General features: G+C 66.1%; 21 protein-coding genes. 4 read left to right on the top strand and 17 right to left on the bottom strand.

Features of this window, described 5'->3' with window-relative positions:
• Nucleotides 1-56: 56 nt before the first annotated feature.
• Nucleotides 57-323: a hypothetical protein gene (locus tag FLM52_04615; protein ID NVN55080.1), complete on the top strand. Its 267-nt coding sequence runs from the start codon at nt 57-59 to the stop codon at nt 321-323.
• Nucleotides 323-1,135 carry an exodeoxyribonuclease III gene (xthA, locus tag FLM52_04610; protein NVN55079.1) on the top strand — a complete coding sequence of 271 codons (813 nt, stop codon included), beginning with the start codon at nt 323-325 and terminating at the stop codon, nt 1,133-1,135. The genes FLM52_04615 and xthA overlap by 1 nt, the downstream gene beginning before the upstream one ends.
• A 137-nt stretch (nt 1,136-1,272) precedes the next feature.
• On the opposite strand, the gene FLM52_04605 is transcribed toward xthA, so the two are convergent.
• The 8 genes from FLM52_04605 to FLM52_04570 form a co-directional block, all read right to left on the bottom strand.
• Complete coding sequence (locus FLM52_04605; GenBank protein NVN55078.1) at nt 1,273-2,568, bottom strand: hypothetical protein; 1,296 nt, start codon at nt 2,566-2,568, stop codon at nt 1,273-1,275.
• 133 nt (nt 2,569-2,701) lie between these two features.
• A complete protein-coding gene (locus FLM52_04600; protein ID NVN55077.1) occupies nt 2,702-3,496 on the bottom strand; it encodes a TonB family protein in 795 nt (264 codons plus the stop codon).
• A 1-nt stretch (nt 3,497) separates the two neighbouring features.
• Entirely contained in the window at nt 3,498-3,896 is a 399-nt protein-coding gene (locus FLM52_04595) for a biopolymer transporter ExbD (GenBank protein NVN55076.1), read from the bottom strand.
• Nucleotides 3,889-4,512 (bottom strand): MotA/TolQ/ExbB proton channel family protein, encoded by a 624-nt coding sequence (locus tag FLM52_04590; GenBank protein ID NVN55075.1) that lies wholly within the window; start codon nt 4,510-4,512, stop codon nt 3,889-3,891. Before FLM52_04590 ends, FLM52_04595 begins: the two co-directional genes overlap by 8 nt.
• Complete coding sequence (locus FLM52_04585; GenBank protein NVN55074.1) at nt 4,505-5,956, bottom strand: MotA/TolQ/ExbB proton channel family protein; 1,452 nt, start codon at nt 5,954-5,956, stop codon at nt 4,505-4,507. The genes FLM52_04590 and FLM52_04585 overlap by 8 nt, the downstream gene beginning before the upstream one ends.
• Nucleotides 5,956-6,873 carry a DUF3450 domain-containing protein gene (locus FLM52_04580; GenBank protein NVN55073.1) on the bottom strand — a complete coding sequence of 306 codons (918 nt, stop codon included), beginning with the start codon at nt 6,871-6,873 and terminating at the stop codon, nt 5,956-5,958. Before FLM52_04580 ends, FLM52_04585 begins: the two co-directional genes overlap by 1 nt.
• A 327-nt stretch (nt 6,874-7,200) precedes the next feature.
• Entirely contained in the window at nt 7,201-8,127 is a 927-nt protein-coding gene (locus FLM52_04575) for an electron transfer flavoprotein subunit alpha/FixB family protein (GenBank protein NVN55072.1), read from the bottom strand.
• Entirely contained in the window at nt 8,124-8,876 is a 753-nt protein-coding gene (locus FLM52_04570; protein NVN55071.1) for an electron transfer flavoprotein subunit beta/FixA family protein, read from the bottom strand. The genes FLM52_04575 and FLM52_04570 overlap by 4 nt, the downstream gene beginning before the upstream one ends.
• A 593-nt stretch (nt 8,877-9,469) precedes the next feature.
• On the opposite strand from FLM52_04570, the gene FLM52_04565 reads away from it, so the two are divergent.
• Entirely contained in the window at nt 9,470-11,113 is a 1,644-nt protein-coding gene (locus FLM52_04565; protein NVN55070.1) for an electron transfer flavoprotein-ubiquinone oxidoreductase, read from the top strand.
• A gap of 241 nt (nt 11,114-11,354) precedes the next feature.
• The gene (locus FLM52_04560) at nt 11,355-12,590 is read left to right on the top strand and encodes a dicarboxylate/amino acid:cation symporter (GenBank protein NVN55069.1); all 1,236 of its coding nucleotides are present in this window, start codon (nt 11,355-11,357) and stop codon (nt 12,588-12,590) included.
• Nucleotides 12,591-12,712: 122 nt separating this feature from the next.
• Here FLM52_04560 and FLM52_04555 read toward each other — a convergent pair whose 3' ends face one another.
• From FLM52_04555 to pabC, 9 genes are all read right to left on the bottom strand, one after another.
• Nucleotides 12,713-13,531, bottom strand: a complete 819-nt coding sequence (locus FLM52_04555) for a sulfurtransferase (GenBank protein NVN55068.1) — start codon at nt 13,529-13,531, stop codon at nt 12,713-12,715.
• A 253-nt stretch (nt 13,532-13,784) separates the two neighbouring features.
• Nucleotides 13,785-16,334: an ATP-dependent helicase gene (locus FLM52_04550; protein NVN55067.1), complete on the bottom strand. Its 2,550-nt coding sequence runs from the start codon at nt 16,332-16,334 to the stop codon at nt 13,785-13,787.
• A gap of 96 nt (nt 16,335-16,430) precedes the next feature.
• Nucleotides 16,431-17,075, bottom strand: coding sequence for a DUF1285 domain-containing protein (locus FLM52_04545; protein ID NVN55066.1), 645 nt, complete (start codon nt 17,073-17,075; stop codon nt 16,431-16,433).
• A 42-nt stretch (nt 17,076-17,117) separates the two neighbouring features.
• Nucleotides 17,118-17,951, bottom strand: coding sequence for a TatD family deoxyribonuclease (locus FLM52_04540; protein NVN55065.1), 834 nt, complete (start codon nt 17,949-17,951; stop codon nt 17,118-17,120).
• A gap of 110 nt (nt 17,952-18,061) precedes the next feature.
• Nucleotides 18,062-18,412 carry a pilus assembly protein PilZ gene (locus FLM52_04535; GenBank protein NVN55064.1) on the bottom strand — a complete coding sequence of 117 codons (351 nt, stop codon included), beginning with the start codon at nt 18,410-18,412 and terminating at the stop codon, nt 18,062-18,064.
• A gap of 278 nt (nt 18,413-18,690) precedes the next feature.
• On the bottom strand, nt 18,691-19,716 hold the full coding sequence (locus FLM52_04530; protein NVN55063.1) for a DNA polymerase III subunit delta': 1,026 nt from the start codon (nt 19,714-19,716) through the stop codon (nt 18,691-18,693).
• Nucleotides 19,713-20,489: a dTMP kinase gene (locus FLM52_04525; protein ID NVN55062.1), complete on the bottom strand. Its 777-nt coding sequence runs from the start codon at nt 20,487-20,489 to the stop codon at nt 19,713-19,715. Before FLM52_04525 ends, FLM52_04530 begins: the two co-directional genes overlap by 4 nt.
• Nucleotides 20,490-20,588: 99 nt before the next feature.
• Nucleotides 20,589-21,596 (bottom strand): endolytic transglycosylase MltG, encoded by a 1,008-nt coding sequence (mltG, locus tag FLM52_04520; protein NVN55061.1) that lies wholly within the window; start codon nt 21,594-21,596, stop codon nt 20,589-20,591.
• 66 nt (nt 21,597-21,662) lie between these two features.
• Nucleotides 21,663-22,553 carry an aminodeoxychorismate lyase gene (pabC, locus tag FLM52_04515; GenBank protein NVN55060.1) on the bottom strand — a complete coding sequence of 297 codons (891 nt, stop codon included), beginning with the start codon at nt 22,551-22,553 and terminating at the stop codon, nt 21,663-21,665.
• Nucleotides 22,554-22,564: the final 11 nt, after the last annotated feature.

Raw genomic sequence — 22,564 nt, 5'->3', positions numbered from 1 at the left:
CCTTGCCGTGCGACTCAAGGCTGGCGACTGCCGACACCGAACAGGAAAGCCCGAAGATGACACGTAGAAAGAAGAGCCGCTCCATCGCCGACAAGGTGCAGATTCGTACCGGCCGCCGCAAGGACTTCAAGAAGTGGCGCGCCGAGAACCCGGACCAGGTGCATTCCGGCCCGCGTTACGTGGCCAAGAAGAAGGACCAGCGCAAGTCCCAGGCGGCCGCCAAGCTGGAGCGCATGAACGCCGCGCCGCTGTTGCCGCTGCACCCTGAGGCACTAGCAAAGGAAGACAACTCCTCCAAGGATGATGGTGGAGGCCAAGCGTGATGCGCCTGATTTCCTTCAACATCAACGGCATCCGTGCCCGCCCGCATCAGCTGGAAGCGCTGATCGAGACGCATCAGCCGGAAGTCATTGGCCTGCAGGAAACCAAGGTGCAGGACAGTGAATTCCCCCACGCGCACATCGAGGCGCTGGGCTATCACGTGGTGTGGCACGGCCAGAAGGGTCACTACGGCGTCGCGATGCTGACCCGTCAGGTGCCGAAGAGGGTGCACTATGGCATGCCGGATGACGACGAGGATGCCCAGAAGCGCATGATCGGCGTCGAGATCGACGGCCCGAACGGCGAGCCGCTGATCGTCTACAACGGCTACTTCCCCCAGGGCGAGAATATCGAGCACCCGGTGAAGTTCCCCTACAAGACGCGCTTCTATCAGCAGCTGTTCCGCCTGCTGGAAGAAGACCACCAGCCAGAGCAGCATGTGGTGGTGATGGGCGACTACAACATCTCGGCCACCGACCGCGATATCGGCATCGGCGAGCCCAACCGCAAGCGCTGGCTGCGCGAAGGCAAGACCAGCTTCCAGCCCATCGAGCGCGAGTGGATGGAGCGCCTCTACGCCTGGGGGCTGACCGACAGCTTCCGCCACGTGCACCCGGAAGTCGATGATCAGTTCAGCTGGTTCGACTACCGCTCACGCGGCTTCGAGCGTGAGCCCAGGCGAGGCCTGCGCATCGACCTGATCATGACCAGCCCCGGCCTGACTCCGCTGATCAAGGATTCCGGTATCGACTACGCGCTGCGCGGCATGGAAAAGCCGTCGGATCACGCCCCGGTGTGGACCGATATCGGCTGATACGCTGAGCAGCACCAGCGCGAACACGATCGCCAGACACGCAAATGCCGCCTTTCCCGTCTCAGGACGATCAGGAAAGGCGGCGTTTGCGTTGCAGTGATGCTCAGACAGCGCTGGATCGCCAGCGTCTCACGTCATCAGCGCTGCGCGACGGACTTCAGCCAGGCATCGGCTCCTTCGGCGCCACGCGCCTGAGCCTTCTTGAAGGCTTCACGCGCAGGGTCGAACTGCTCCAGCTGACTGGCGACCACGCCGGAGAGCAGCCAATGACGCGCCGAGTCATCGCCACGCTCACCGGCCGCGGCCAGCGCCTGCTGCGCCGTTTCCCAGCGGCCCCAGTCATAGGCAAGCTCGGCATACTGCCGGGCATCCTCGAGTGACTGACTCTGCTGCGAGACGACTGCCCATGCCTTGAGCGCATGCTCGACATCGCGCGCCGCCGTCCAGGCCTGCGCCAGCTGGCGACGCAGCGCCGAGGTATCGTCAAGCAGCGGCTGCCCCTCAGGTGTCGCGGATTTCGAGAGCCCCGCCTCGATCAGCTCCGCCGCCCGCGCCGGCGCACCGGCCGCCAGCTGCAGGTCGACTCGCTGCTGGTAGGCATCACTGCCGCTGACGACCCCCGCTGCCCACGCCGCTTCCCAGGTACTGGCGGCGCGGGTGTTCTGGTTGAGGCGCTGATAGAGCGCCACGGCACGCTGCCAGTCCTGCGGGTCGCGTGACTCGCCCAATCCCTGCTCGACCAGCGCCACCGCCGCGCCATGGCGGCCGGTCTGCTGATAGACGCTGACGGCCAGTTTCAGGCGATCGCCGCTCGGCGCACTCGCCTTGCTGGCACGCTCAAGCCAGTCCTCGGCGCGCGCCCAGTCACCTCGATTGGCTTCCAGACTGACCGCCAGCCACAGGTCATCGGCACTTGCCGAGCCGCCGTGCAGATATTCCGCCAGGCGAGCGATACCGCTGTCGCGCTCACCGGCGCGCAGGCGCAGCATCGCTTCACGACGCAGCCACTCGCGAGCTTGGGAGGCATTGACGCCCGGCAGGCGACGCGCCTCGGCATACAGACGTGCCGCCTGGGCCTGATCGCCCTGGCGCGCTCGCGCACTGGCCGCCAATGACAGATACAGCGCACGCACTTCACCACGCTGGCGCTTGGCCTCACGCTCGGCGCGCTCACCGACCGCGTCATAATCGCCTTCATCCAGCCGTGACTGCAGCGTGCGCAACTGCCCCGCCACTTCGGCGGAAACGCGCGTCGCCGCATGGGCCGCACTGATGCCACCGACTTCCATCATCAGCATCAGGCAGGTCGAGACCAGCGTCACGCGGGTGAGTCGGCGCCCGCCGCGTGTCAGCAGCTGGCGCGCCCGCGCCATCAGGCCCCGTGATCGCTCAGCACTGTCGGCGTCCTGCGGCGGTGTGGATTTCGCTACCATGAGTCTTTCCTCTTGCGTTCATCCGCTGCCATGACTCGGCGCATTGCCGACAAGTCCACGGCATCAGAGATGACGACATATGACACACATCAGACACCCGATGAAAGCCCGCGCCATGGGGTCATGGGTTGCCTCAACGCAACTGGAACTCGAGCCGCTGGCGCGCTTGGCGCGCATTGCCCGCGGCCGGGAATTCCCAGCGCGCGATCGCCTTCATCGCCGCCCTGTCAAACACGCCCGACGGCTCGGCACGCACCACCCGCAGCGAGCCGCCATCGACATTGCCGTCCGGACGAATCACGAAGGCCACCTCGACGAAGCCCTCGATGCCGCGGCGACGCGCACGACTCGGATATTCGGGAGCAGTACGCACGGTGGGCCGCGGTGAACCACCCTGCGCCGCCGGGGCTGCCTTGGGCTTTGACGGCTTCGCCGCGGCCTGTGATGACGCGTCAGACGCCGACTGCGCCGATGATGCGGCCTCGGCCTGCCTGGCGACCGCCTTGGGTTCCGGCTTGGCCTTGGGTGCTGGCTTGGGCGTCGGTTTCGGCTTGGGGGTCGGTTTGGGCGGACGCTCGACTTCCAGCGGCGGCAGGCTGTCATCCATGGTCAGCTCCGGCGTCGGCGGCAATGGCGTCTTGACCTCGGGAATCGCCACCGGGCTTGTCGCCTTGGGTGCCGGCATCGGGGCTGCCTTGGGTGGCGGCGGTGGCTCGGCCGGCGGCGTGGGCAGACTTTCACTCGCCGCCGGCGCGGGCTCCGGTGCCTCTTCAGGCGCCTGAACGGTGGAGACCGACAGCGGCTCCGGTGGCGGCGTGTCGTTCACCGGCGGCGCGACCAGCAGCGCCAGCGCATAGAACAGCACCAGCGCCAGCAGGGCGCCGCCGAAAAGCCCGACGAGTCGATTGGCATACAGGCGTCGCGTCATGTCATTCGCCCTTCGAGGCGGCGACCGCGATGTCCTGCACACCCGCGTTGCGCAGTGCATCCATCGTCTCGACCAGCAGACCGGTCTGTGAGCGGCTGTCGGCCTGGATCACCACCGGCTGACCATCGGCAAGATCGGCCACGGCGTCGCCGACGCGATGGGCATCCACCGGCTTGCCGTCGACCCACACCGCGCCCTCGGCGGTAATGGCGACCATGACCGCCGCATCGGGGCGCGCCGTAGCATTGGAGGCTTCCGGACGCTGGATCTCGACTCCGGACTCCTTGACGAAGCTGGTGGTGACGATGAAGAAGATCAACATGATGAAGACGACATCCAGCATCGGCGTCAGATTGATCTCGCCGCTGTCTTCCGCGGCCTCCATGCGACGTCTACGCATGTGGTGTCTCGCTTGTATCAGAGGAGGAATCAAAGCCGTTCGCAGCGGACATGCCGGAACGTGCATCGTCGACGGCGCGCGCCAGACGGTCGTGCAGACGCTGGTCTTCACGACGCACCACGCGCTCGAAGCGCGTGACGAACATCAGGCCCACCACCGCGACCGCCATGCCGGCCAGCGTCGGCAGCGTGGCACGTGCCACACCATCGGCCATGGCACGCGCCTGGCCGGTGCCGGCGATCGCCAACGAATCGAAGACATGGATCATGCCGGTCACGGTGCCCAACAGGCCGGCCAGCGGGCAGATCAGCACCAGCAGCTTGAGCCACGGCAGCGGCGCGCGCAGACGTGACAGCAGCTCACGGGTCAGCACTTCGCGATGGGTGAGCGCCGACCAGCTGTGGTGTTCGCTGCGCGCCACCCAGTCGTGGATCAACTGCTGACGCGCCGGACGATGCACGAGCCGCCAGTAGAGGCCGCGCTCCAGCGCCAGCCCGAACAGCACCATGGCGATCAGGCAGATCACCACGATCAGCGGGCCACCGCTTTCCACCAGCCGCATCACTGGCGCGAAGCCACCGCTCAGCAAGGAAAAGGCGGACAACGAATCAGGCATGCACGATATCCCGCTGACGCGCCGCCGCGCTGGCAGCCTTGCTCGGAGCGCGCTTCTCGAGGTGGTCGGCCAGACGGGCACTGGCGCGGCCCTCGAGGCGGCCCATCAGGCCCTTGGACAGGCTGGAAAGCCCGGTCTGGGCGAACAGCAGCGGCACGGCGGTCACCAGACCCAGCACGGTGGTCACCAGCGCCTGGGAGATACCGCCGGCCATCAATTTCGGGTCGCCGGTACCGAAGACGGTGATCGACTGGAAGGTGCCGATCATGCCGGTCACGGTACCCAGCAGACCCAGCAGCGGCGCGATGGCAGCCAGCAGCTTGACCAGCGCCTGGCCACGTTCGAGCCTGGGCTGCTCGGCCAGCAACGCCTCGTCGAGACGGGCTTCGAGCGCTTCCGGCTCGTGATCGTGGCGCATGCCTTCAAAGCGATGCAGCACACGACCCAGCGGATTGTCGTCACTGAGCTGGCTCAGGTCGGCTTCCTGACGCTTGACCGCCCGACGGGTCAGCGACAGACGCACCAGCTGGATCAGCGCGATGATCAGGCCCAGCACGCCCAGGCCGACGATGACATAACCGACGGCGCCGCCCTGCTTGAGGCGCTCACCGAGACGCGGCGCCCGCGCCAGTGCCTGGGTGACATCGCCACCGGTGGGGTCGAAGCTCAGACGATCACTGTCGCCGGCATCGAAGGCCGCCAGCTGCTTGCGAATGCGCAGTGGCGTGGTACCCGCAAGGCCGAGGGTGTCCAGCGCCGAGGGGCCATCCACGGCCTTGTCTTCCGACAGCGGCGCCAGCAGGTGACGACCGCTGAAAGCCATCTGCTCGCCGACGCGCACGATCTCACGCGGCTTGATGCTGCCATCCGGCCCGGCCAGCGGTGCCTGGAAGCGCAGTGCGCGACCGCTTTCGGTGGCGATGCTGCGGATGTCCGCGGTCAAGGCGGCGAGTCGCTCGCGGCCCGGCACCTCATCGCGCGGCCCCAAGTCCGGCAGACGCGCCTGGCCGCCGACCAGCAGCCAGTTGCCCGCCAGCGCTTCACGCGTCTCGCGGGCATGCTTGCGCGTCACCTCGAACACCTGGCCGAGATCGCCCTGCTGGGTCTGGCGCTCTTCGTCCAGACCGCTGAGAGTCGCCTGTTGCTCCTGCGCTTCGGCCTCGAGGGTCGCGCGCGTCTCGCGCAGGCTGTCACGCCGCGCCTCGGCCTCGCTGACCGCCGCTTGCAGTGCCTCGCGATCCGACAACAGGGTGTCGAGACGCGCCTGATCGCGGCCTTCGGCCTGACTGGCGGCCTGTTCGAACTGCTCGACGCTCAATGACTGCTCGGCACTGCCGGTCGCCGCCAACACGGCAGGAGACGACAACGTCAGCAGCCCCAGGGTGCCGGCCGTCAGCAGCAGGCGTGACAGAGACGCACGTGGCGCTTGTGAATTCGTCGCCATCAGCTGGACTCCTGCGCGGTACGGGGTGCGGTGGTGCGTGTGCTGGTGACTGCCGCGGCAGCCTGATCGGCGCTCTCGAGCGCGGACTGCGACAGGCGCCCCTTCGGAGCCAGCTCGACGTCCTCGACCGGCACCGACAGCGGCAGGGTCACCAGTGACGGTGCCTGCTGGTCACGCGCCATGCTGATGCCCTTGCGCAGCGCTTCCAGGCCGCTGTCATCCAGTACCTGCCAGCTGCTATTTCTGGCCTGCCAGGCGCCACCATGCTGACCATCCAGCGTCAGGTAATAGAGGCCGACGCGGCCGACACGCAGATACTGCACCTCGGTGTCTTCCCCACCGACAAGCCCTGCGCGCCAGGTATCGAAGCCCTGACCGTAGCTCAGCTCCTGCTGCCAGGCATTGAGCAGCTGATCGAGGCGCTCGTCATTGCTCAAGCTGGCATTGGAGAGGTTGTCACGCAGACGCTGGACGCGCGCGAGGCGCTCGTCCTTGAGAAACGGCAGATCCTGCTCGATGAAGTCCTCAAGCTCCTCGACCTGCTGACGCAGCAGGCCCGGCAGCGACTCACGCGTGGCCTCGAGATTCTCCAGCGCCGTGCGCTGGCGCTCGATACGCGCCGCGCGATCAGCATTCAGCGGCGTCAGCTCCGCGGTATAGCTTTCCAGACGCGCGGCTTCCTGACGCGCTTCGCGCAGGCGTACCAGCAGCGCACGCGTCTCGTCATCGGCGGCGTCGATACGCGCCTGCAGCTTACGCTGGGCTTCCTGATGAGTGGCGGCACTGTCACGCAGTGTCTCGGCATGCGCGGGCAATACCGTGGCTGTCAGCGGTGCAAGCAGCACCAGCGCCGGGAGCAGGCCGCCAAGGGCTCGCACGCACGGGAAGGGGAAAGAAGTCGAACGCCGCACGGACATCTCCTGAAGAACTAGGCTTGGTTGCATCCTCGGTCGCCTGCCAGGCCGCTAGTGGCTTCCGAGTGGAAATGCAAATCACTGGCGTGGACGGTATTACAAACAAGAACAATTATCAATTGATCTTGCCTCGCTCTGCCCCATCAGCAGGCCCTGAAACCTGCAATGCAGCGTTGCACTTTTCTCCTGACGCTCTCTCCCCTGCCCTCGCCCCACCCCTTGCCTCTACCCTTGCCCGCAGACACAAAAAAACGCGACCCGCCGAAGCGGGTCGCGTTGATTGGCCAGGGCACCTTGCGGTGTCTCGGCCTCAGCCTTGCGAGGCGTGGCTCAGAGCTTGCCTTCCAGCTCCGGCAGCACCTCGAACAGATCACCGACCAGGCCGTAATCCGCGACCTGGAAGATCGGTGCTTCCTCGTCCTTGTTGATCGCGACGATGACCTTGGAGTCCTTCATGCCCGCCAGGTGCTGGATCGCCCCGGAGATACCGACGGCGATGTAGAGATCCGGCGCGACGATCTTGCCGGTCTGGCCGACCTGCATGTCGTTGGGCACGAAGCCAGCATCGACGGCAGCGCGTGAGGCACCGATGGCGGCGCCCAGCTTGTCGGCGATACCGTTGAGCAGCGCGAAGTTCTCACCATTGCCCATGCCGCGGCCACCGGAGATCACCACCTTGGCGGAGCCAAGCTCAGGGCGCTCGCTTTCGGCCAGGGTTTCCTCGACGAAGCTCGAGACACCTGCATTCTCGACCACGTCCACGGCCTCGATGCCTGCCTGACCGTCGAGCGCGACCGGATCGAAACCGGTGGCACGCACGGTGATGACCTTGAGCACATCGTCACTCTTGACGGTGGCGACGGCGTTGCCGGCGTAGATCGGGCGCTGAAAGGTATCGGCGCTCTCGACGGCGGTGATCTCGGAGATCTGCGCCACGTCCTTCAGTGCCGCGACACGCGGCATGAAGTTCTTGGCGGTGGTGGAGGCGCTGGACAGCACGTGGCTGTAGTCATCGGCCAGCGCCACGACCAGTGCCGACAGGTTCTCGGCCAGCTGATGGGCGTAGACGGCATTGTCGGCGACACGCACACGCGCGATGCCGGCAAGCTTGGCGGCCTGCTCGGCGACGGCGCCTACGCCCTCACCGGCGACCAGCACGTCGATATCGCCACCGATGGCGGTTGCGGCTGCCACGACACTCGCGGTGCTGCTGGTCAGCTGGCCATCATGATGATCGGCAATGACGAGAATGCTCATGAGATCACCTTTGCTTCGTTCTTGAGTTTGTCCACCAGCTCATCGACGGAGCCGACCTTGATGCCGCCCTGACGCTCGGCCGGCGGCGTGACCTTGACCAGCGACACCTTGGAGGCCGTGGAGACACCCAGTTCTTCCGGCGTCTTGACGTCCAGCGGCTTCTTCTTGGCCTTCATGATGTCCGGCAGCTTGGCGTAGCGCGGCTCGTTGAGGCGCAGGTCAGTGGTGACCACCGCCGGCAGGTTCAGCTTGACGGTCTGCAGGCCGCCATCGATCTCGCGGGTGACGTTGACGCTCTCGCCATCGACCACCACCTCGGAGGCGAAGGTACCCTGCCCCATGCCGGTGAGTGCCGCCAGCATCTGGCCAGTCTGGTTGTTGTCGGCATCGATGGACTGCTTGCCGAGAATCACCAGGCCGGGCTGTTCTTCCTCGACCACCTTGGCCAGCAGCTTGGCCACGGCCAGCGAGTCGACGGCGTCATCGGTCATCACCTGCACGGCGCGATCGGCGCCCAGCGCCAGCGCGGTACGCAGCTGTTCCTGGGCGGCCTTCGGGCCGATGGTCACGGCCACGACTTCGGTCGCCACGCCCTTTTCCTTCAGGCGCACCGCTTCTTCCACGGCGATCTCGCAGAAGGGGTTCATGGCCATCTTGACGTTGGTCAGATCGACGTCAGACTGGTCCGCCTTGACGCGAATCTTGACGTTGTAATCGATGACGCGTTTCACCGCGACGAGTACTTTCATGGTGTCCTCGCTGATTTCTCATGGAGTACCAGTGACCGTGAGGTCGCCAGCGCTCGATTCATGCAAGCGTTTGATAGGTGAATATCTTCCAAAGATGACCGTGATGACAAGTGTCTCGCCACGATATCCGCTGGCACCCGACGGATGAAGTCAGCCAGACCGGCGTGGTTTTCACTGTCCGGGCGCCGCCATTCTCATGCGGGCATCTTGCGCAGAATTGGTTGCCGGGGTCAAACCTGACAATCACTCTCAACACGCCCGAGCGTGAAACCCATCGGGCGATTTCCTGCAACACCCCCGGTAGCTATTACGTCAGACCCAAGCATAATAAACAAACGGTCGTTTTAAATGCTACTGTTGCGGCATGCTATGCGGCTGCTTCGCGCCAGCGCCTTGTGTCGAGCGGCCAGTCGCCCGTGCAGGACATGGCGAGCCAGCGTGAGTCGCACCCCTATTTTCACTCCGACGAGTCGTGCCCTGACGCACGCCACGTCGGAGGTTCACTGCCCAGCGAACGGCCATGGCCGTTCGTGACACGCCCGCCCCGCCGGATCCGCGGGGCCCTGACGGCGCAAAGATTGAGGAGACGGGTCATGGAACGCGAATTCATGGATTTCGACGTGGTCATCGTCGGTGCCGGCCCTTCCGGCCTGGCGGCGGCCTGCCGACTGATGCAGCAGGCCAACGCGGCCGAGAAGGAGCTGACGGTCTGCGTGGTCGAGAAAGGCTCTGAAGTCGGCGCGCACATCCTGTCCGGCGCCGTGCTCGAGCCGCGTGCACTGACCGAGCTGTTCCCCGACTGGGCCGAGCGCGGCGCACCGCTCAAGACGGCCGTCACCCGTGACGAGGTCGTGCTGCTCAAGGACGACCAGAAAGCGCAGGTCATCCCCAATGCACTGGTCCCCAGGACCATGCACAACGATGGCAACTACATCATCAGCGCCGGCAACCTGACGCGCTGGCTGGGCGAGCAGGCCGAGGAGCTGGGCGTCGAGATCTTCCCGGGCTTCGCCGCCCAGGAAGTGCTGCATGGCGAGGATGGCACGGTGTGCGGCATCGTGGTCGGTGACATGGGCGTGGCCGCCGATGGCAGCGAGAAGGATGGCCACATGCCGGGCATGGAACTGCGCGGCAAGTACACCCTGTTCGCCGAGGGCTGCCGTGGCCACCTGGGCAAGCAGCTGATCTCGCGCTTCTCGCTCGATAGCGAAGCGGATGCCCAGCACTACGGCATCGGCTTGAAGGAGCTGTGGGATGTGCCCGCCGAACAGCACCAGCCGGGGCTGGTGGTGCATGGCAGCGGCTGGCCGCTCAAGGGCAACGCCGAAGGCGGCTTCTTCCTCTATCACACCGATGACCAGCAGGTGGTGGTGGGCCTGATCGTCGATCTCGCCTACGACAATCCGTACCTGTCGCCCTTCGATGAATTCCAGCGCATGAAGCAGCATCCGACCCTGGCCCGCCATCTCGAGGGCGGCAAGCGGGTCTCCTACGGGGCGCGTGCCATCGCCAAGGGCGGCCTCAACTGCCTGCCCAAGATGAGCTTCCCCGGCGGTCTGCTGATCGGTTGCGACGCCGGCACGCTCAACTTCGCCAAGATCAAGGGCCTGCATACCGCCATGAAGTCCGGCATGCTGGCAGCGGAAAGCGTGTTCGACGCCATCAAGGGCGGCGACGAAGGCGGTGAAGACCTGGTCGACTTCGGCAAGCGCTTCAAGGACAGCTGGGCCTATGAGGAGCTGGACGCCTCGCGCAGCTTCGGCCCGGCCATGCACAAGTACGGCACCTTCCTCGGTGGCGCCTACAACTTCCTCGACCAGCTGACGGGCGGCCGCCTGCCGACCCTGCATGACACCACGCCGGACTACGCGCGCATTCGCCCGGCGGCTGAGTGCACGAAGATCGAGTACCCCAAGCCGGACGGCAAGCTGTCCTTCGACAAGCTGTCCTCGGTGTTCCTCTCCAACACCAATCACGAGGAAGACCAGCCGTGTCACCTGCGCCTGTCCGACCCGGAGCTTCCGGTGCGTGACAACCTGCCGCGCTACGCCGAGCCCGCCCAGCGCTACTGCCCGGCCGGTGTCTACGAGATCATCGAGGAGGCCGGTGAGCCGCAGTTCCAGATCAACTTCCAGAACTGCGTGCACTGCAAGACCTGTGACATCAAGGACCCGGCGCAGAACATCACCTGGGTCGCGCCGGAAGGCGGCGGTGGCCCCAACTATCCCAACATGTAAGCCCCAACAAGCAAGCCCCTGCTGCCCGCCAGCTGACAACGCCGCCACGGCCCTGCCGTGGCGGCGTTGTCGTGTCTGCCCCTCCTCATTCCTCAGCGCCGCAGGCGCGGAAGCCTTGCGCCCCGTAAGTGCTTCTTGTTTTATTCCAAAACAATCTCAAAGCGATTGTTGATATAACAGCTTCCCGGTAGCACATTAGCCTCCCTCGAATTCAGATTCATGCCATCGCTTCGGAGCCACCATGTCCGTCACACGCCAGATACTGCTCGCCCTGGGGCTGGGCATTCTCAGCGGCCTTGCCCTGAACGCCGGGGCAGGCACTCTGCCCGAGGGCAGCGTTGCCTGGCTCGACAGCCACCTGCTGACACCGGTGGGCCAGATCTTCCTGCGCCTGCTGCAATTCGTGGTGGTGCCGATGGTGTTCGGCGCCCTGATCATGAGCCTGACCAACCGCGAAGGCGGCGCCGACGTCGGTCGCCACGCCGGGCGCCTGCTGGGCAGTTACGTGGTCACCAGTGCCGTGGCGCTGACGCTGGGCATGCTGGTCGCTCACTGGCTGACGCCGGGCGTTGGCGCAGAGAGCCTGGTGGATTCAGCGCCTGAAGGCCGCAACGCCGACAGCATCGCCCAGTGGCTGGTGGGCCTGGTGCCCAACAATCCCTTCACCGCACTGGGTGGCGGCGGCCTGCTGCAGGTCATCTTCGCGGCCGCCCTGATCGGGCTGGCAATGCGCGCCCTGCCGGAGGAAAGCGCGCCGCTGCATCGTGTGATCGAGAGCGGTTACACCGTCAGCCTCAAGGTGCTGTCCTTCGTGCTCAAGCTGGCGCCGGTGGGGGTCTTCGCGCTGATCACCTCGGTGATCGCCACCCAGGGGCTGGATTTGCTGATGCGCCTGGGCATGTACGTGATCGGCCTGATCATCGCGCTGGCGCTGATGGCGCTGCTCTATCTGGTGCTGCTGGCCGTCACCGGTGCCCGCCCGCTGGCCTTCGTGCGCCACTTCGGCCAGAGCCTGGGCTTCGCCTTCGGTACCGCAAGTTCCGGCGCGACCCTACCACTGGCGCTGGGCAATGCCCGCGACTACGGCATGAATGACTCCCTGGCCAGCTTCGCGCTGCCCTTCGGCACGGCGCTCAAGCGTGACGGCGCCGCTGTGCTGCAGGGCTTCAATGCGCTGTTCGTGGCGCAGCTGTTCGGCATCGATGTCACCACCTCGCTGGTGATCACCGTGTTCACCACCGGCCTGCTGGTCAGCTTCTCGACGGCTGGCGTACCGGGTGCGGGGCTGGTCGCGATGACCACCGTGCTGGGCGCGGCAGGTCTGCCGCTGGAAGGTGTGGCCGTGGTCGCCGGGGTGGACCGCTTCACCGATGGCCTGCGCACCGCCCTCAACGTGATGGGCAACTGCGCCAACGCCGCCCTGCTGGAACGCTTCGATTCGCGCAAGCCCGCTGCTGAGCCCAAGTCGCAAGCGTAAGCACGCACGCACGCACGCACGCAAAGAGTCGGACAAAGCGCCCCACGAACGACAACGCCCGCCAGAGAAACCTCTGGCGGGCGTTGTCATTTGTGGGGCCATCATCGCACTGGCGCGTGCGGCTACTTCTCGCTGGCCTCACCGGTGGCTACCGGGCGCGCGGGATCACTGATCCAGTCACTCCAGGAACCGGCATACAGGCGCGGCAGCGGCAGCCCCGCGATCGCGAAGGCCAGGATGTTCTGGCAGGCGCTGATGCCGGAACCGCAATAGGCGATTACCTCACCCTGCGCCGGCAGCAGGCTGCGCAGCTCACGCATCAGGCTCATGCGGTCCTTGAAGCGGCCGTTGGCTTCCAGATTGCTGGGGGTCGGTCGGCAGGATGCCCCGGGGATATGGCCTGCCACCGGGTCGACCGGCTCCTGCTCACCTCGAAAACGCGCTTCGCCGCGGGCATCCAGCAAGCTGTCATCCGTGGCGGCCACTTCCTGGGCGCTGACCAGCAGGCTGTCATCAAAGCTCGGCTGCCAGTCGCTGGGTGTAGGAGTCACCGGCTGGGCAGGCGCACGCTTGAGCTCGCCCATGGCCTGATTCCAGGCTTGGATGCCGCCATCCAGCACCCGCACGTCCGGGTGCCCGGCCCAGGTCAGCATCCACCATAGCCGCGCCGCCGCCATCTGTCCGCCCATGTCGTCATAGACCACCAGCTGCTGCTCGGGCGTGATGCCGAGGCGGCGGAACAGCTCGGCCGTCGCCTGATGTGACGGCAGCGGATGCCGCCCGCCCACGCCGTCCTCGCGCACGGCGGCCGACAGATCACGGTCCATATCGACATGGATGGCACCCGGCAGATGGCCTTCACGCCACAGCCGCTCGCCGGCTTCCCCATCGTCGAGACGCGCACGGCAATCCAGCACCACGGGCGACTTGAGGCCCGCCATCGCCAGCTGGGTCACCAGCTGGCTGGCATCGATCAGAGGCGCCTGGCGCTGGTCCGGCACCAGCAGAGACGAGGCGGAGACGGAGGCTGCCGCCAATGCGGCAGGATCAGGATACTGAGCCATGGGAACTCCTTTTCGGGCAGACGAGGATGCGCTGGAGGCATGATGGCGCTCGACGCAAGGCTTGGCAATCGCGCGACCTTGTCGCCCGAGTCTCAAGTCCATTGTCACAAGGTCACAAGGGACACAAGGGTCACAAGGCTGTCAGCGGGGCACGCGTGGCGATCAGGCGGCGCTTGTTGCCATCGGCGAAGCGCACCTCGATCAGCGGATTGGCCTCATTGCCGGAGACCTCTTCGATCACCCCCTCCCCGAAGCTCTCGTGACGCAAGCGCTGACCGACTTCCCAATCACCGACGCGTCGCAGCACCGCCGGCTCGCCGCGTGGAGAGCGATTGCCCTGTCGAGCGCCGCGAGCATGGGTGCCGCCCGAGCTGGACTGGCCTTGCGCAGTCGACTTGCTGGCCGACCTGCCCGGGGACCTGGCGACCTTCTTCGGCAGCGCTTCCAGCGTCGGCGGCGTGATGCCGTGACGTGCCAGAGGCAGCCGCGCCAGATAGGCCTCGCCAAGCGCCGGCGCCGCCACACGCAGGCGCTCATCGCTTCCGGCCGCTGACTCGCGGGCGGCCTCATCGCCGTCCTCGGCCTGCAGACGGGCAAGCCTGGCGCGCTTGCCGGCACCGTGAATCCAGTCGCCGAGGCGCGTGCAGTCCTCCACGCACAGCTCCGCGAGGAAGCGGCTTGGCGTATGCGTGCCACCGTCGCGCCACAGGTGCAGCTGCTCGCGGGCACGCGTCACCCCGACGTAGCACAGCCGACGCTCCTCCTCGAGGCGCTCCGGCGACAGCGGGTTGTCACGCGAGTAGGCCGGGAAGTCTTCCTCGTTCATGCCCCACAGCCCCACCAGCGGCCACTCCAGTCCCTTGGCCCCATGCACCGTGGTGATCAGCACGCCATCGGCGGCGTCCTCGACCGGATTGCGCAAAAGATTGATGAAGGCGTCGGGATCATTGGCAAGCTCCCCTGCCTGCTCGATCAGCACATCCAGCAGGCGCACATCCTCCTCGCCCTTGTCACGCCGAGCCGCGGCGCGGCGCAGCACCTTGTCGGCCTCCAGCTCATCGACCACATGACGCAGCAGCCGCGCGGGTGCCCAGTCACCCAGCGAAGGCAGATCACACAACAGCTTCCAGCGCTTGTGCAGATTGCGGCGTTGCAGCGGCTTGAGCCCCTCGAGGATAGGATCTTCCTTGCGTGGCCAGCGCTGGCTGTCGGCCAGCTGCTGACACAGGCGCTCAAGGCGCTCGCGCGCGACGAAGGCGGTGGGCTGGGTGAACAGCAGCAGCAGGTGCGCCGGGTCGCGCAGACGCGTGGCATCACGCGCCAGCTCCAGATAGCCCGCCAACGCCTGCACCAGCGGCAGACGGAACACGAAGCGATCCCCCTGCCCCAGCCGGAAGGGAATGCCGGCCTTGAGCAGCTGCAACTGCACCGGCACCGACAGCGCCCAGCTGCGCACCAGCACGGCAGCCTCGGCGCCACTGCGCCCTGACTCTCGCCAGGCCGTGAGCGCCGCGACCAGACTGGCGGCGCCCTGGCCTTCGAACAAGCGCGTCGCCGGCGTACCGGGCGCGGCCAGGCACAGCTGGTCCGGGCGGCGCGCATTGGCGGCGATGGCGTGATTGGCCGCCAGCGCCAGACGGTGGCCGTGACGGAAGGTGTAGCTGAGCGGGAAATCCAGCGGCGCGGCAAAGCTCTCGGCAAAGCGCGTCAGCATGTAGTCAGGCCGCGCGCCACGCCACTCGTAGATGCACTGGTTGGCATCCCCCACGGCCATGACTTCTGCCATGGCGCCGGAGGCTGCGGGCGACGCTTCGCCGGGCGAGGAAGCTTCGTCGGGCGACGCCTCGCCGGACGGTGCGCCCGCCAGCAGCGCCAGCATGCGCTGCTGCGCCTCATTGATATCCTGATACTCATCGATGATCACGTGCTGCAGGAGCCCCTGGATGCGCGCGCGGGTCTCGGGCTCCCTCTCCAGCTGACGCAGCGGACGGTAGAGCAGATCGGCGTAGGTCATCTGGCCGTACTGCTCGAGCAGCTGTTCAAGCTGGGTAAAGGACTCGACGAAGTGGCCGGTGTGCTCGCCGAGGTTCATGCGCTCGTACAGCAGCGTCGGCTCGCACATCTCGGCCTTGACCAGATCACAGAACTGGGCGAGCGCTTCGAGGCGCTCGCCTTCCAGCGCTGCCTCACGATCGGCGCGATCGGCATCGCCCAGCGCACGCTGGGCGGCCTGCTTGAGCAGACGCTCCAGCGCCCAGTCCTGCTGGATGAGTTCACGCGGCTCGAGGCTGCCCCAGCGCACCAGGGTGGTGGTCAGGCGATGGCCGATGGAATGGAAGGTGCGGATGTCGGGCAGCCGTGTGCCCGGCGGGGCCGACTGCGCCAGCTTGGCGACGAAGTCCTCGCGCGCCGATCGGTTGAACATCAGCACCAGAATCCGCTGAGCCGGAATGCCTTCCGCCAGCAGGCTCAGCACCCGCGCCACCAGCGTGGTGGTCTTGCCGGAGCCCGCCACCGCCGCTACCCGCGCATGCCTCCCACGATGCGCCACCACGGCGCGCTGCTGATCCGTCAGCCGTTGCGTCAGCTGATCGACGGCCAGCGCCAGTGGCGATGCTGCAACGTCTGGCCCGGAGGTTGCGGTGCTGTCGGGCTCGATGGGAGGAAGTGGTGACGACATGAAGACCTGCAATGGCTGACGGCGAGAGAAAAGGAGCGAAGCAGAACGCGAGGGGCATACGGAAGAGAGAGCGGAAGGCGGCAGGCTCAAACAAGTTCAGACCTCGACCTCATCGGCCGCCAGCTGTCCCAGAATCTGGAAGCGCCCGCCGCTCATGAAGCCGAGTGTCAGGCTGCCGTCTTCCTGCTCATGCGTCTCGGCGCTCTCGAGCAGCCGATAGTAGAGATTGCGGTGCAGGCGCGCGGCAAGGCCGAAGCGCACCGGCACTTCCGGTAGCCACAGGCCGTCCGGCGTCTCGCTCAGCGTCAGGCAGGTCTCGCCTTCCAGCCGCACGACGTCGCCCTGATCGGTGACCAGTTGCCAGACGTCCGACTGAGGCTCGGCCTTTCCTGACTCTGTCAGCCCGGGCCTTGTCTGTCCGGGCTCAGCCGGTGCAGGGTCGACCTCGACGCGGGAGCAGTCCACCGCCAGAAAGGGGCGGTCCTCGACCCGGATGGTGACCTTCTCCGCTGGCGTGACCAGGCAGTAGCTGCCATCGGGCTCGCGGCGCAGGACACGTGACAGCATGTGCACCAGTCGCGCACGGCCGATGGGCGTGCCCTCGTGCATCCAGCGCCCGTCGGCGCAGATGACGAGGTCCATCTCGCCACAATGCGCCGGGTGCCATTGATCCACCGGCGGCAATGCCTTGCCGCTGGTGGCCCTGTCGCCCAGCTGGGTGAGGATGGCGGCTGGATTCATGACGTTCCCTCCCTGGTGGTCAGATCATGCGGGGTACCACGCTCAATCGATGAGCATACCGCTGCTGGCCAGCGCTTCGCGAACGTTGTCCGGCGCTTCCGGCGCGGCGGCACGGAACAGGCGATAGAAGTTGGCGGTGGTCTGCATCGCCAGCTCATCGACGGTGATGCCGCGCTCGGCGGCGATGCATTCGGCGACCTCGACCACATTGCCCGGCACATTGGAGGTGCCACGGTACGGCACCGGCGCCAGATAGGGGCTGTCGGTCTCGATCAGCAGGCGGTCCAGCGGGATGGCGCGTGCCAGCTCGCGGACGTGTTCGGCGTTGCGAAAGGTGACGATACCGGAGATGGAGACCATGAAGCCGTGGCCCACCGCGATGCGCGCCATGTCGAGATCTTCGGTGAAGCAGTGCAGCACGCCACCGACAGCGGGGTCCGTGTGCTGCTTGATCAGCGCCAGGGTGTCTTCGCGCGCCTCACGGGTGTGGATGATCACCGGCAGCTCGAGCTCACGCGCGGCGATCAGATGGCGCGTAAAGCGCTCGTACTGCAGCTCGCGGCTGACGCTCTCGTAGTGATAGTCGAGGCCGGTCTCGCCGATGGCCACCGCGCCGAAGCGCTCGGCGCACTTCTTGATGTCCTCGACCGTGGGTTCCGGGTCGACCTGATGCAGCGGATGCACACCGGCGGAAATCACCACATCCTCATGCTGCTGGGCGATGGCCGAGATCTCGGGCACATCGTCGAGCGTGACGGCAATGGCGAGAAACTGGTGCACGTGACGGGCGCGCGCGGCGTCCAGCACGGCCTCGAGGCTCCCGCCGTGCTCTTCCAGTTTCAGACGATCAAGGTGGCAATGCGAATCGACAAACATCCGGAAACTCTCACTACTGATGGCCACGCGGAGCGCGGCGAAAAACGTGCTCGACCGGCGGGCGCCCATGGCACTGCCGGTCGAGATGATGAAGCGACGCTGCGCTCGCGCTACAGCGTATAGGTCGCGTGCCCCTTGCCGAGCATGCCGGCCAGGTGGTTCTCGATATGATCGCGCACCTGGCGGTCCTCTTCACTGAAGTGGATGCCGATCCCGGCAGTGCGCCGGCCACTGACGCCCTGCGGGGAGATCCATACCACGCGCCCGGTGACCGGGATGCGCTCGGATTCCTCAGGCAGGGTCAGCAGCAGATAGACTTCCTGGCCCATGGTGTAGCGCTCGGTGGTCGGCACGAAGATGCCGCCGCGCACGAGGGTCGACATGTAGGCGGCCAACAGGGTCTTCTGATCACGAATGGTCAGCGAGAGCGCCTTCTGGCCTTGCTGTGGAGCGGTATTCATCCTTCACCTCCGGCCGGTCTCCCGGCACATGCAGTCCCGTGACGAGCGTCAACGCTCACATGAGGGCTCACGCTGCGAATCAATGCGTATTCTTCGGCCATTGCCTGTTGCCATCTGACGCAAGGCGAGCATACGGCCTGGCTGGCTTCAGTCTAGCCTGCCCACCTTGCCTCGCGCAGCCTCGCGGCTTTCCACGCGGACCTTTGCTCAGCCCCTTCCTCGGCTGTTCGCTCCGACCTTCATTCGGGCCTTTACGCCGGAAAAAGCCAGCTGCGCGTTCAGGAGCGCAGCAAGGCGGCCCAACGCACCAGCCAGGCCTCCAGCACCAGCTGAGGGTTGGGGTTGCCGCCCGCGGCCAGCAGGCGGCGCTGCTCGCGCGCGAAATCCAGCAGCTTGAACCAGTCCTGGGTGCGCCCGTTCTTGACCGCCTGTCTCAGCAGCGGCTCGAGACTTGGGTCACGCAGGTCGCCGGCATTGCCGGACAGGCCCATGCGAATCAGGTCTTCCAGCCAGGCAATACCGTACCACAGCACCTGCGCCAGCGGTTGGCGCTCCAGTCGCCACGCCTCGGCCACCGGCTCGCCGCCGCGCACCAGCGCATCGAACAGCTCACGCAAGGCCTGACGCAGCTGACGCTGCTCCGCCTCGCCAAGACGCACCGCCAGCTGCGGCAGACCGCCTGCCATGCGCAGCAGGGCCTGAGCATCCTCGCCCAGCTGCTGCGTGAGCCACGGCAGGCTCTCTTCGGCCGGCGGAATCACTAGCGGCCATTGCTGACAGCGCGAGCGAATGGTCGGCAACACCCGTGACGGCATGTCGCTGAGCAGAATGAACAGCGTATTGGCGCCGGGCTCCTCGAGGCTCTTGAGCAAGGCGTTGGCCGAGGCGATGTTCATCGACTCCGCCGGTTGCAGACGAATGACGCGGTAGCCGCCCTGTTGGGCCGTCTGGGAGACGAAGCGGTTGACCTCACGGATCGGGTCGATGCGGATCATCTTGCCGACATCCTGCGGCGCGACCGCCATCAGATCAGGGTGATGCCCCGCCGCCAGCATATGACAGCCATGACATTCACCACAGGCCGCCGCGCCGGGCTTGCCCTGGGCGGTGCGACACAGCACGCGGGCGATCATCGCATCGGCCAGCTCATGCTTGCCAAGCCCCGACGGCCCGCTGAGCATCACCGCATGCGGCAGGCGACCGTTGTCGTGCACCGCGGTGAAGTGTTGCCACAGCGAGTGCTGCCACGGCAGCGGCGAGAAGCTCGAAAGCGTGACACCATTGCTGACGTCTGAAGCACTCATGGCTGCACATCCTTGGGAATGCCCTTGGGAATGTCCGCCTGCCAGGCCGCCACGCGAGCCGCCAGCACCGCCGCGATATCGGCCTGCACGGCTTCAAGCGACTGACCGGCATCGATGGTGGCAAAGCGCTCGGGGTCGGCGTCACGACGCATGTGATAGCCGACACGCACCGCCTCGAAGAACTGCTCGGCTTCCTGCTCGATGCGGTCAGCGTCTTCGCCGGTCGCGGCGCGGCGAGCGGCCAGACGGCCACGTGCCGCCTCGACCGGCATGTCCAGCAGCAGGGTCAGGTCCGGCTGCAAGCCTTTCTGCACCAGGGATTCCAACGTCGAGATATCCGCCAGCGGCAGGTTGCGGCCACCGCCCTGGTAGGCAAAGGTCGCGTCGGTGAAACGATCACACACCACCCAGGCACCGCGCGCCAACGCCGGGCGAATGGTCGCGGCCAGATGCTGGGCACGCGCGGCGAACATCAACAGCAGTTCGGCATCATCACTCAGCGACTCGGCCGGCGCCGGGTCCAGCAGCAACTGGCGAATGGCTTCCGCTCGCTCGCTGCCACCCGGCTCACGCGTGCGCACGACCTCGAGGCCATGCGCCTCTAGCTCGGCGACCACGAAGGCGACATTGGTGCTCTTGCCGACGCCTTCACCGCCTTCCAGCGTGATGAAGCGACCACTGGGCACGGCCTCGGCAGACACGGACTGGGTGGCCGCCGCGCTGGCGGCGTGACGAGAAAACGTCGTGCTTGATGCGCTCGGACGTGAAGACATGATGTTTCCTGATTCAGACAGCAGATGACTCGCGACGACAGTCCCGTGCAGCATGGCAGACCCTGTTTGCCACACGGGTTTCAGCTCATTCGCCACGCATTACCGATTGAGAATATAACGGCGCACGGCATTGTTGTGCTCGCGCAGCGTGCGCGAGAAATGATGCTTGCCCTCACCCTTGGCGACGAAGTAGTAGGTATCGCCCTCCTTGGGATGCACCGCCGCTTCCAGCGCGGCGCGCCCGGGCATCGCGATCGGCGTCGGCGGCAGACCGGTGATCACATAGGTATTCCAGGGCGTCGGCTTGCGCAGGTCGGCGCGCGACAACGAGCCGTCATAGTCCTTGCCCAGACCATAGATGACGGTCGGGTCGGTCTGCAGGCGCATGCCGCGCTCCATGCGACGCTTGAAGACGCCGGCGATCTCGCCGCGCTCTTCCGGCGCGCCGGTCTCGCGCTCGATCAGTGACGCCATGATCAGCGCCTCGTAGGCGCTGGTGATCGGCAGGTCGTCGTCTCGCCCGGCCCAGACTTCCTCCAGCGTCCTGTTCATGCGGGCATAGGCCTGCTTGTAGAGCGAGAGGTCGCTGACGCCCTTGTGATAGCGGTAGGTGTCCGGGAAGAAGCGCCCTTCCGGCTTCTCGCCCTCTGCACCGACAGCCGCCATCAGCTCTTCATCACTCATGTCGCGAGTCGTGTGCTCAAGCTTGGGCGAGGCATCCATGGCAGTGCGCATCTGGGCGAAGGTCCAGCCCTCCGGCACGGTCAAGGTATAGCTGACCACATCGTCACTGGACAGCAGCGCCACCAGCTCACGACCGTTCAAGCCCGGCGTGAGACGGAATTCACCGGCGCGCAGGCCATTGACGGCCTCAGGCTCGAGGCGCGACCACACCTTGTACGGCCAGCTCGCTTCGATGATGCCCTGTGACTCGAGCTCGCCCACGACCCTGGTCAGACTGGCGCCCTTGGGCACCTCGAACAGCTGTTCCTTCTCGATCGCCAACGGTGACAGCAACTGCGCCTGCCAGTAACGAAAGCCCACCACACCCGCAGCCACGGCCAGCACTACCAGCATCAGGAGGATCTTGAACACTCGCATAATCAGGTTTCCAGTCTTCATGGCGAAGACGACGACCGCACAGGCATGCCTGCTGACGCTCGTCGTCTTCCGTCAGTTCGCGGGCTCGCCCAGCAAGCGCGCGACAGTGTGATTCAACTCGTCCAGCGCCGGATGCGCCTCATCCTTCCACTCAGCCAGAATCGCGCCATCGGGCTTGAGCAAGGTGCGCAGCGGCCAGACGCCCTGCACGGAATTCACGACGACGACCTGCTCGGCCCGCGCGAGTGACTCAAGCCCCTCACGCACTCGCTCGAAGGTCATCTGGGCCTCAAGCGCCGCCAGCAGCGTGCCCTCGACACCGGCACGATCAAGACATGGCGTGAACCAGCGACCGTCACGATACCAGGCCAGATTCATGCTGGTGGCTTCAACCAGCTCGCCCTGCGCATTGAGCAACAGGCCCTCGCTGATGGTCGTGTCGCTCCACTCACGGCGCGCCAGCACGTTCTCGAGCCGGTTGAGGTGCTTGAGCCCGGCCAGTGCCGGTTGCTCGGCCACACGCAGCTCGCAGACCCGTGCCGTGATACCACGCCGCGCCTGCTGATTGACCGCAAAAGGCGTCGCGCGTGCCCGCAAGCGCGCCTGCGGTGACTCCGGTGCCCTGTAGCCCCGCCCGCCGGAGCCGCCGGTGACGATCAGCTTGAGCACTTCCAGCCCCTCGCCCTGACAGACCGCCAGGCAGCTCGCCAGCTCAGCTGACGAAGGCGCCGCAATTCCCAGACGCTGACAACCGCGCGTCAGGCGCGCCTCATGCCAGGACCACAGCTGCGGTTGGCCATCACGCACCAGAATCGTCTCGAACACGCCCTCGCCATAGGCGAGGCCACGGTCATCACTGGGCAGATCGGCAGCTAGCGCCGCAAGGGAGTGCTTGTCGTCAGCGCTTTTTTCATCAGAGGCCCGGTCATCTGGGCTCTCGTTGCCAGAGGTATCAGTCGTCATCGATACAGCCC

The organism is bacterium Scap17 (assembly GCA_013376735.1).
Lineage (GTDB): Bacteria > Pseudomonadota > Gammaproteobacteria > Pseudomonadales > Halomonadaceae > Cobetia.
Note: the sequence above shows the minus strand (reverse complement) of the source record. Positions and strands in the feature narration are given on the sequence as shown.

What these genes read in the sequence shown, in the direction of transcription:
- FLM52_04595 (NVN55076.1), bottom strand. Translation starts at nt 3,896, where the DNA reads ATGCGTAGACGTCGCATGGAGGCCGCGGAAGACAGCGGCGAGATCAAT.
- FLM52_04580 (NVN55073.1), bottom strand. Translation starts at nt 6,873, where the DNA reads ATGTCCGTGCGGCGTTCGACTTCTTTCCCCTTCCCGTGCGTGCGAGCC.
- FLM52_04530 (NVN55063.1), bottom strand. Translation starts at nt 19,716, where the DNA reads ATGAGTGCTTCAGACGTCAGCAATGGTGTCACGCTTTCGAGCTTCTCG.
- xthA (NVN55079.1), top strand. Translation starts at nt 323, where the DNA reads ATGCGCCTGATTTCCTTCAACATCAACGGCATCCGTGCCCGCCCGCAT.
- FLM52_04535 (NVN55064.1), bottom strand. Translation starts at nt 18,412, where the DNA reads ATGAATACCGCTCCACAGCAAGGCCAGAAGGCGCTCTCGCTGACCATT.
- FLM52_04600 (NVN55077.1), bottom strand. Translation starts at nt 3,496, where the DNA reads ATGACGCGACGCCTGTATGCCAATCGACTCGTCGGGCTTTTCGGCGGC.
- FLM52_04560 (NVN55069.1), top strand. Translation starts at nt 11,355, where the DNA reads ATGTCCGTCACACGCCAGATACTGCTCGCCCTGGGGCTGGGCATTCTC.
- pabC (NVN55060.1), bottom strand. Translation starts at nt 22,553, where the DNA reads ATGACGACTGATACCTCTGGCAACGAGAGCCCAGATGACCGGGCCTCT.
- FLM52_04525 (NVN55062.1), bottom strand. Translation starts at nt 20,489, where the DNA reads ATGTCTTCACGTCCGAGCGCATCAAGCACGACGTTTTCTCGTCACGCC.
- FLM52_04605 (NVN55078.1), bottom strand. Translation starts at nt 2,568, where the DNA reads ATGGTAGCGAAATCCACACCGCCGCAGGACGCCGACAGTGCTGAGCGA.
- FLM52_04540 (NVN55065.1), bottom strand. Translation starts at nt 17,951, where the DNA reads ATGTTTGTCGATTCGCATTGCCACCTTGATCGTCTGAAACTGGAAGAG.
- FLM52_04565 (NVN55070.1), top strand. Translation starts at nt 9,470, where the DNA reads ATGGAACGCGAATTCATGGATTTCGACGTGGTCATCGTCGGTGCCGGC.
- FLM52_04555 (NVN55068.1), bottom strand. Translation starts at nt 13,531, where the DNA reads ATGGCGGGCCTCAAGTCGCCCGTGGTGCTGGATTGCCGTGCGCGTCTC.
- FLM52_04550 (NVN55067.1), bottom strand. Translation starts at nt 16,334, where the DNA reads ATGTCGTCACCACTTCCTCCCATCGAGCCCGACAGCACCGCAACCTCC.
- FLM52_04570 (NVN55071.1), bottom strand. Translation starts at nt 8,876, where the DNA reads ATGAAAGTACTCGTCGCGGTGAAACGCGTCATCGATTACAACGTCAAG.
- FLM52_04585 (NVN55074.1), bottom strand. Translation starts at nt 5,956, where the DNA reads ATGGCGACGAATTCACAAGCGCCACGTGCGTCTCTGTCACGCCTGCTG.
- FLM52_04615 (NVN55080.1), top strand. Translation starts at nt 57, where the DNA reads ATGACACGTAGAAAGAAGAGCCGCTCCATCGCCGACAAGGTGCAGATT.
- FLM52_04545 (NVN55066.1), bottom strand. Translation starts at nt 17,075, where the DNA reads ATGAATCCAGCCGCCATCCTCACCCAGCTGGGCGACAGGGCCACCAGC.
- FLM52_04575 (NVN55072.1), bottom strand. Translation starts at nt 8,127, where the DNA reads ATGAGCATTCTCGTCATTGCCGATCATCATGATGGCCAGCTGACCAGC.
- FLM52_04590 (NVN55075.1), bottom strand. Translation starts at nt 4,512, where the DNA reads ATGCCTGATTCGTTGTCCGCCTTTTCCTTGCTGAGCGGTGGCTTCGCG.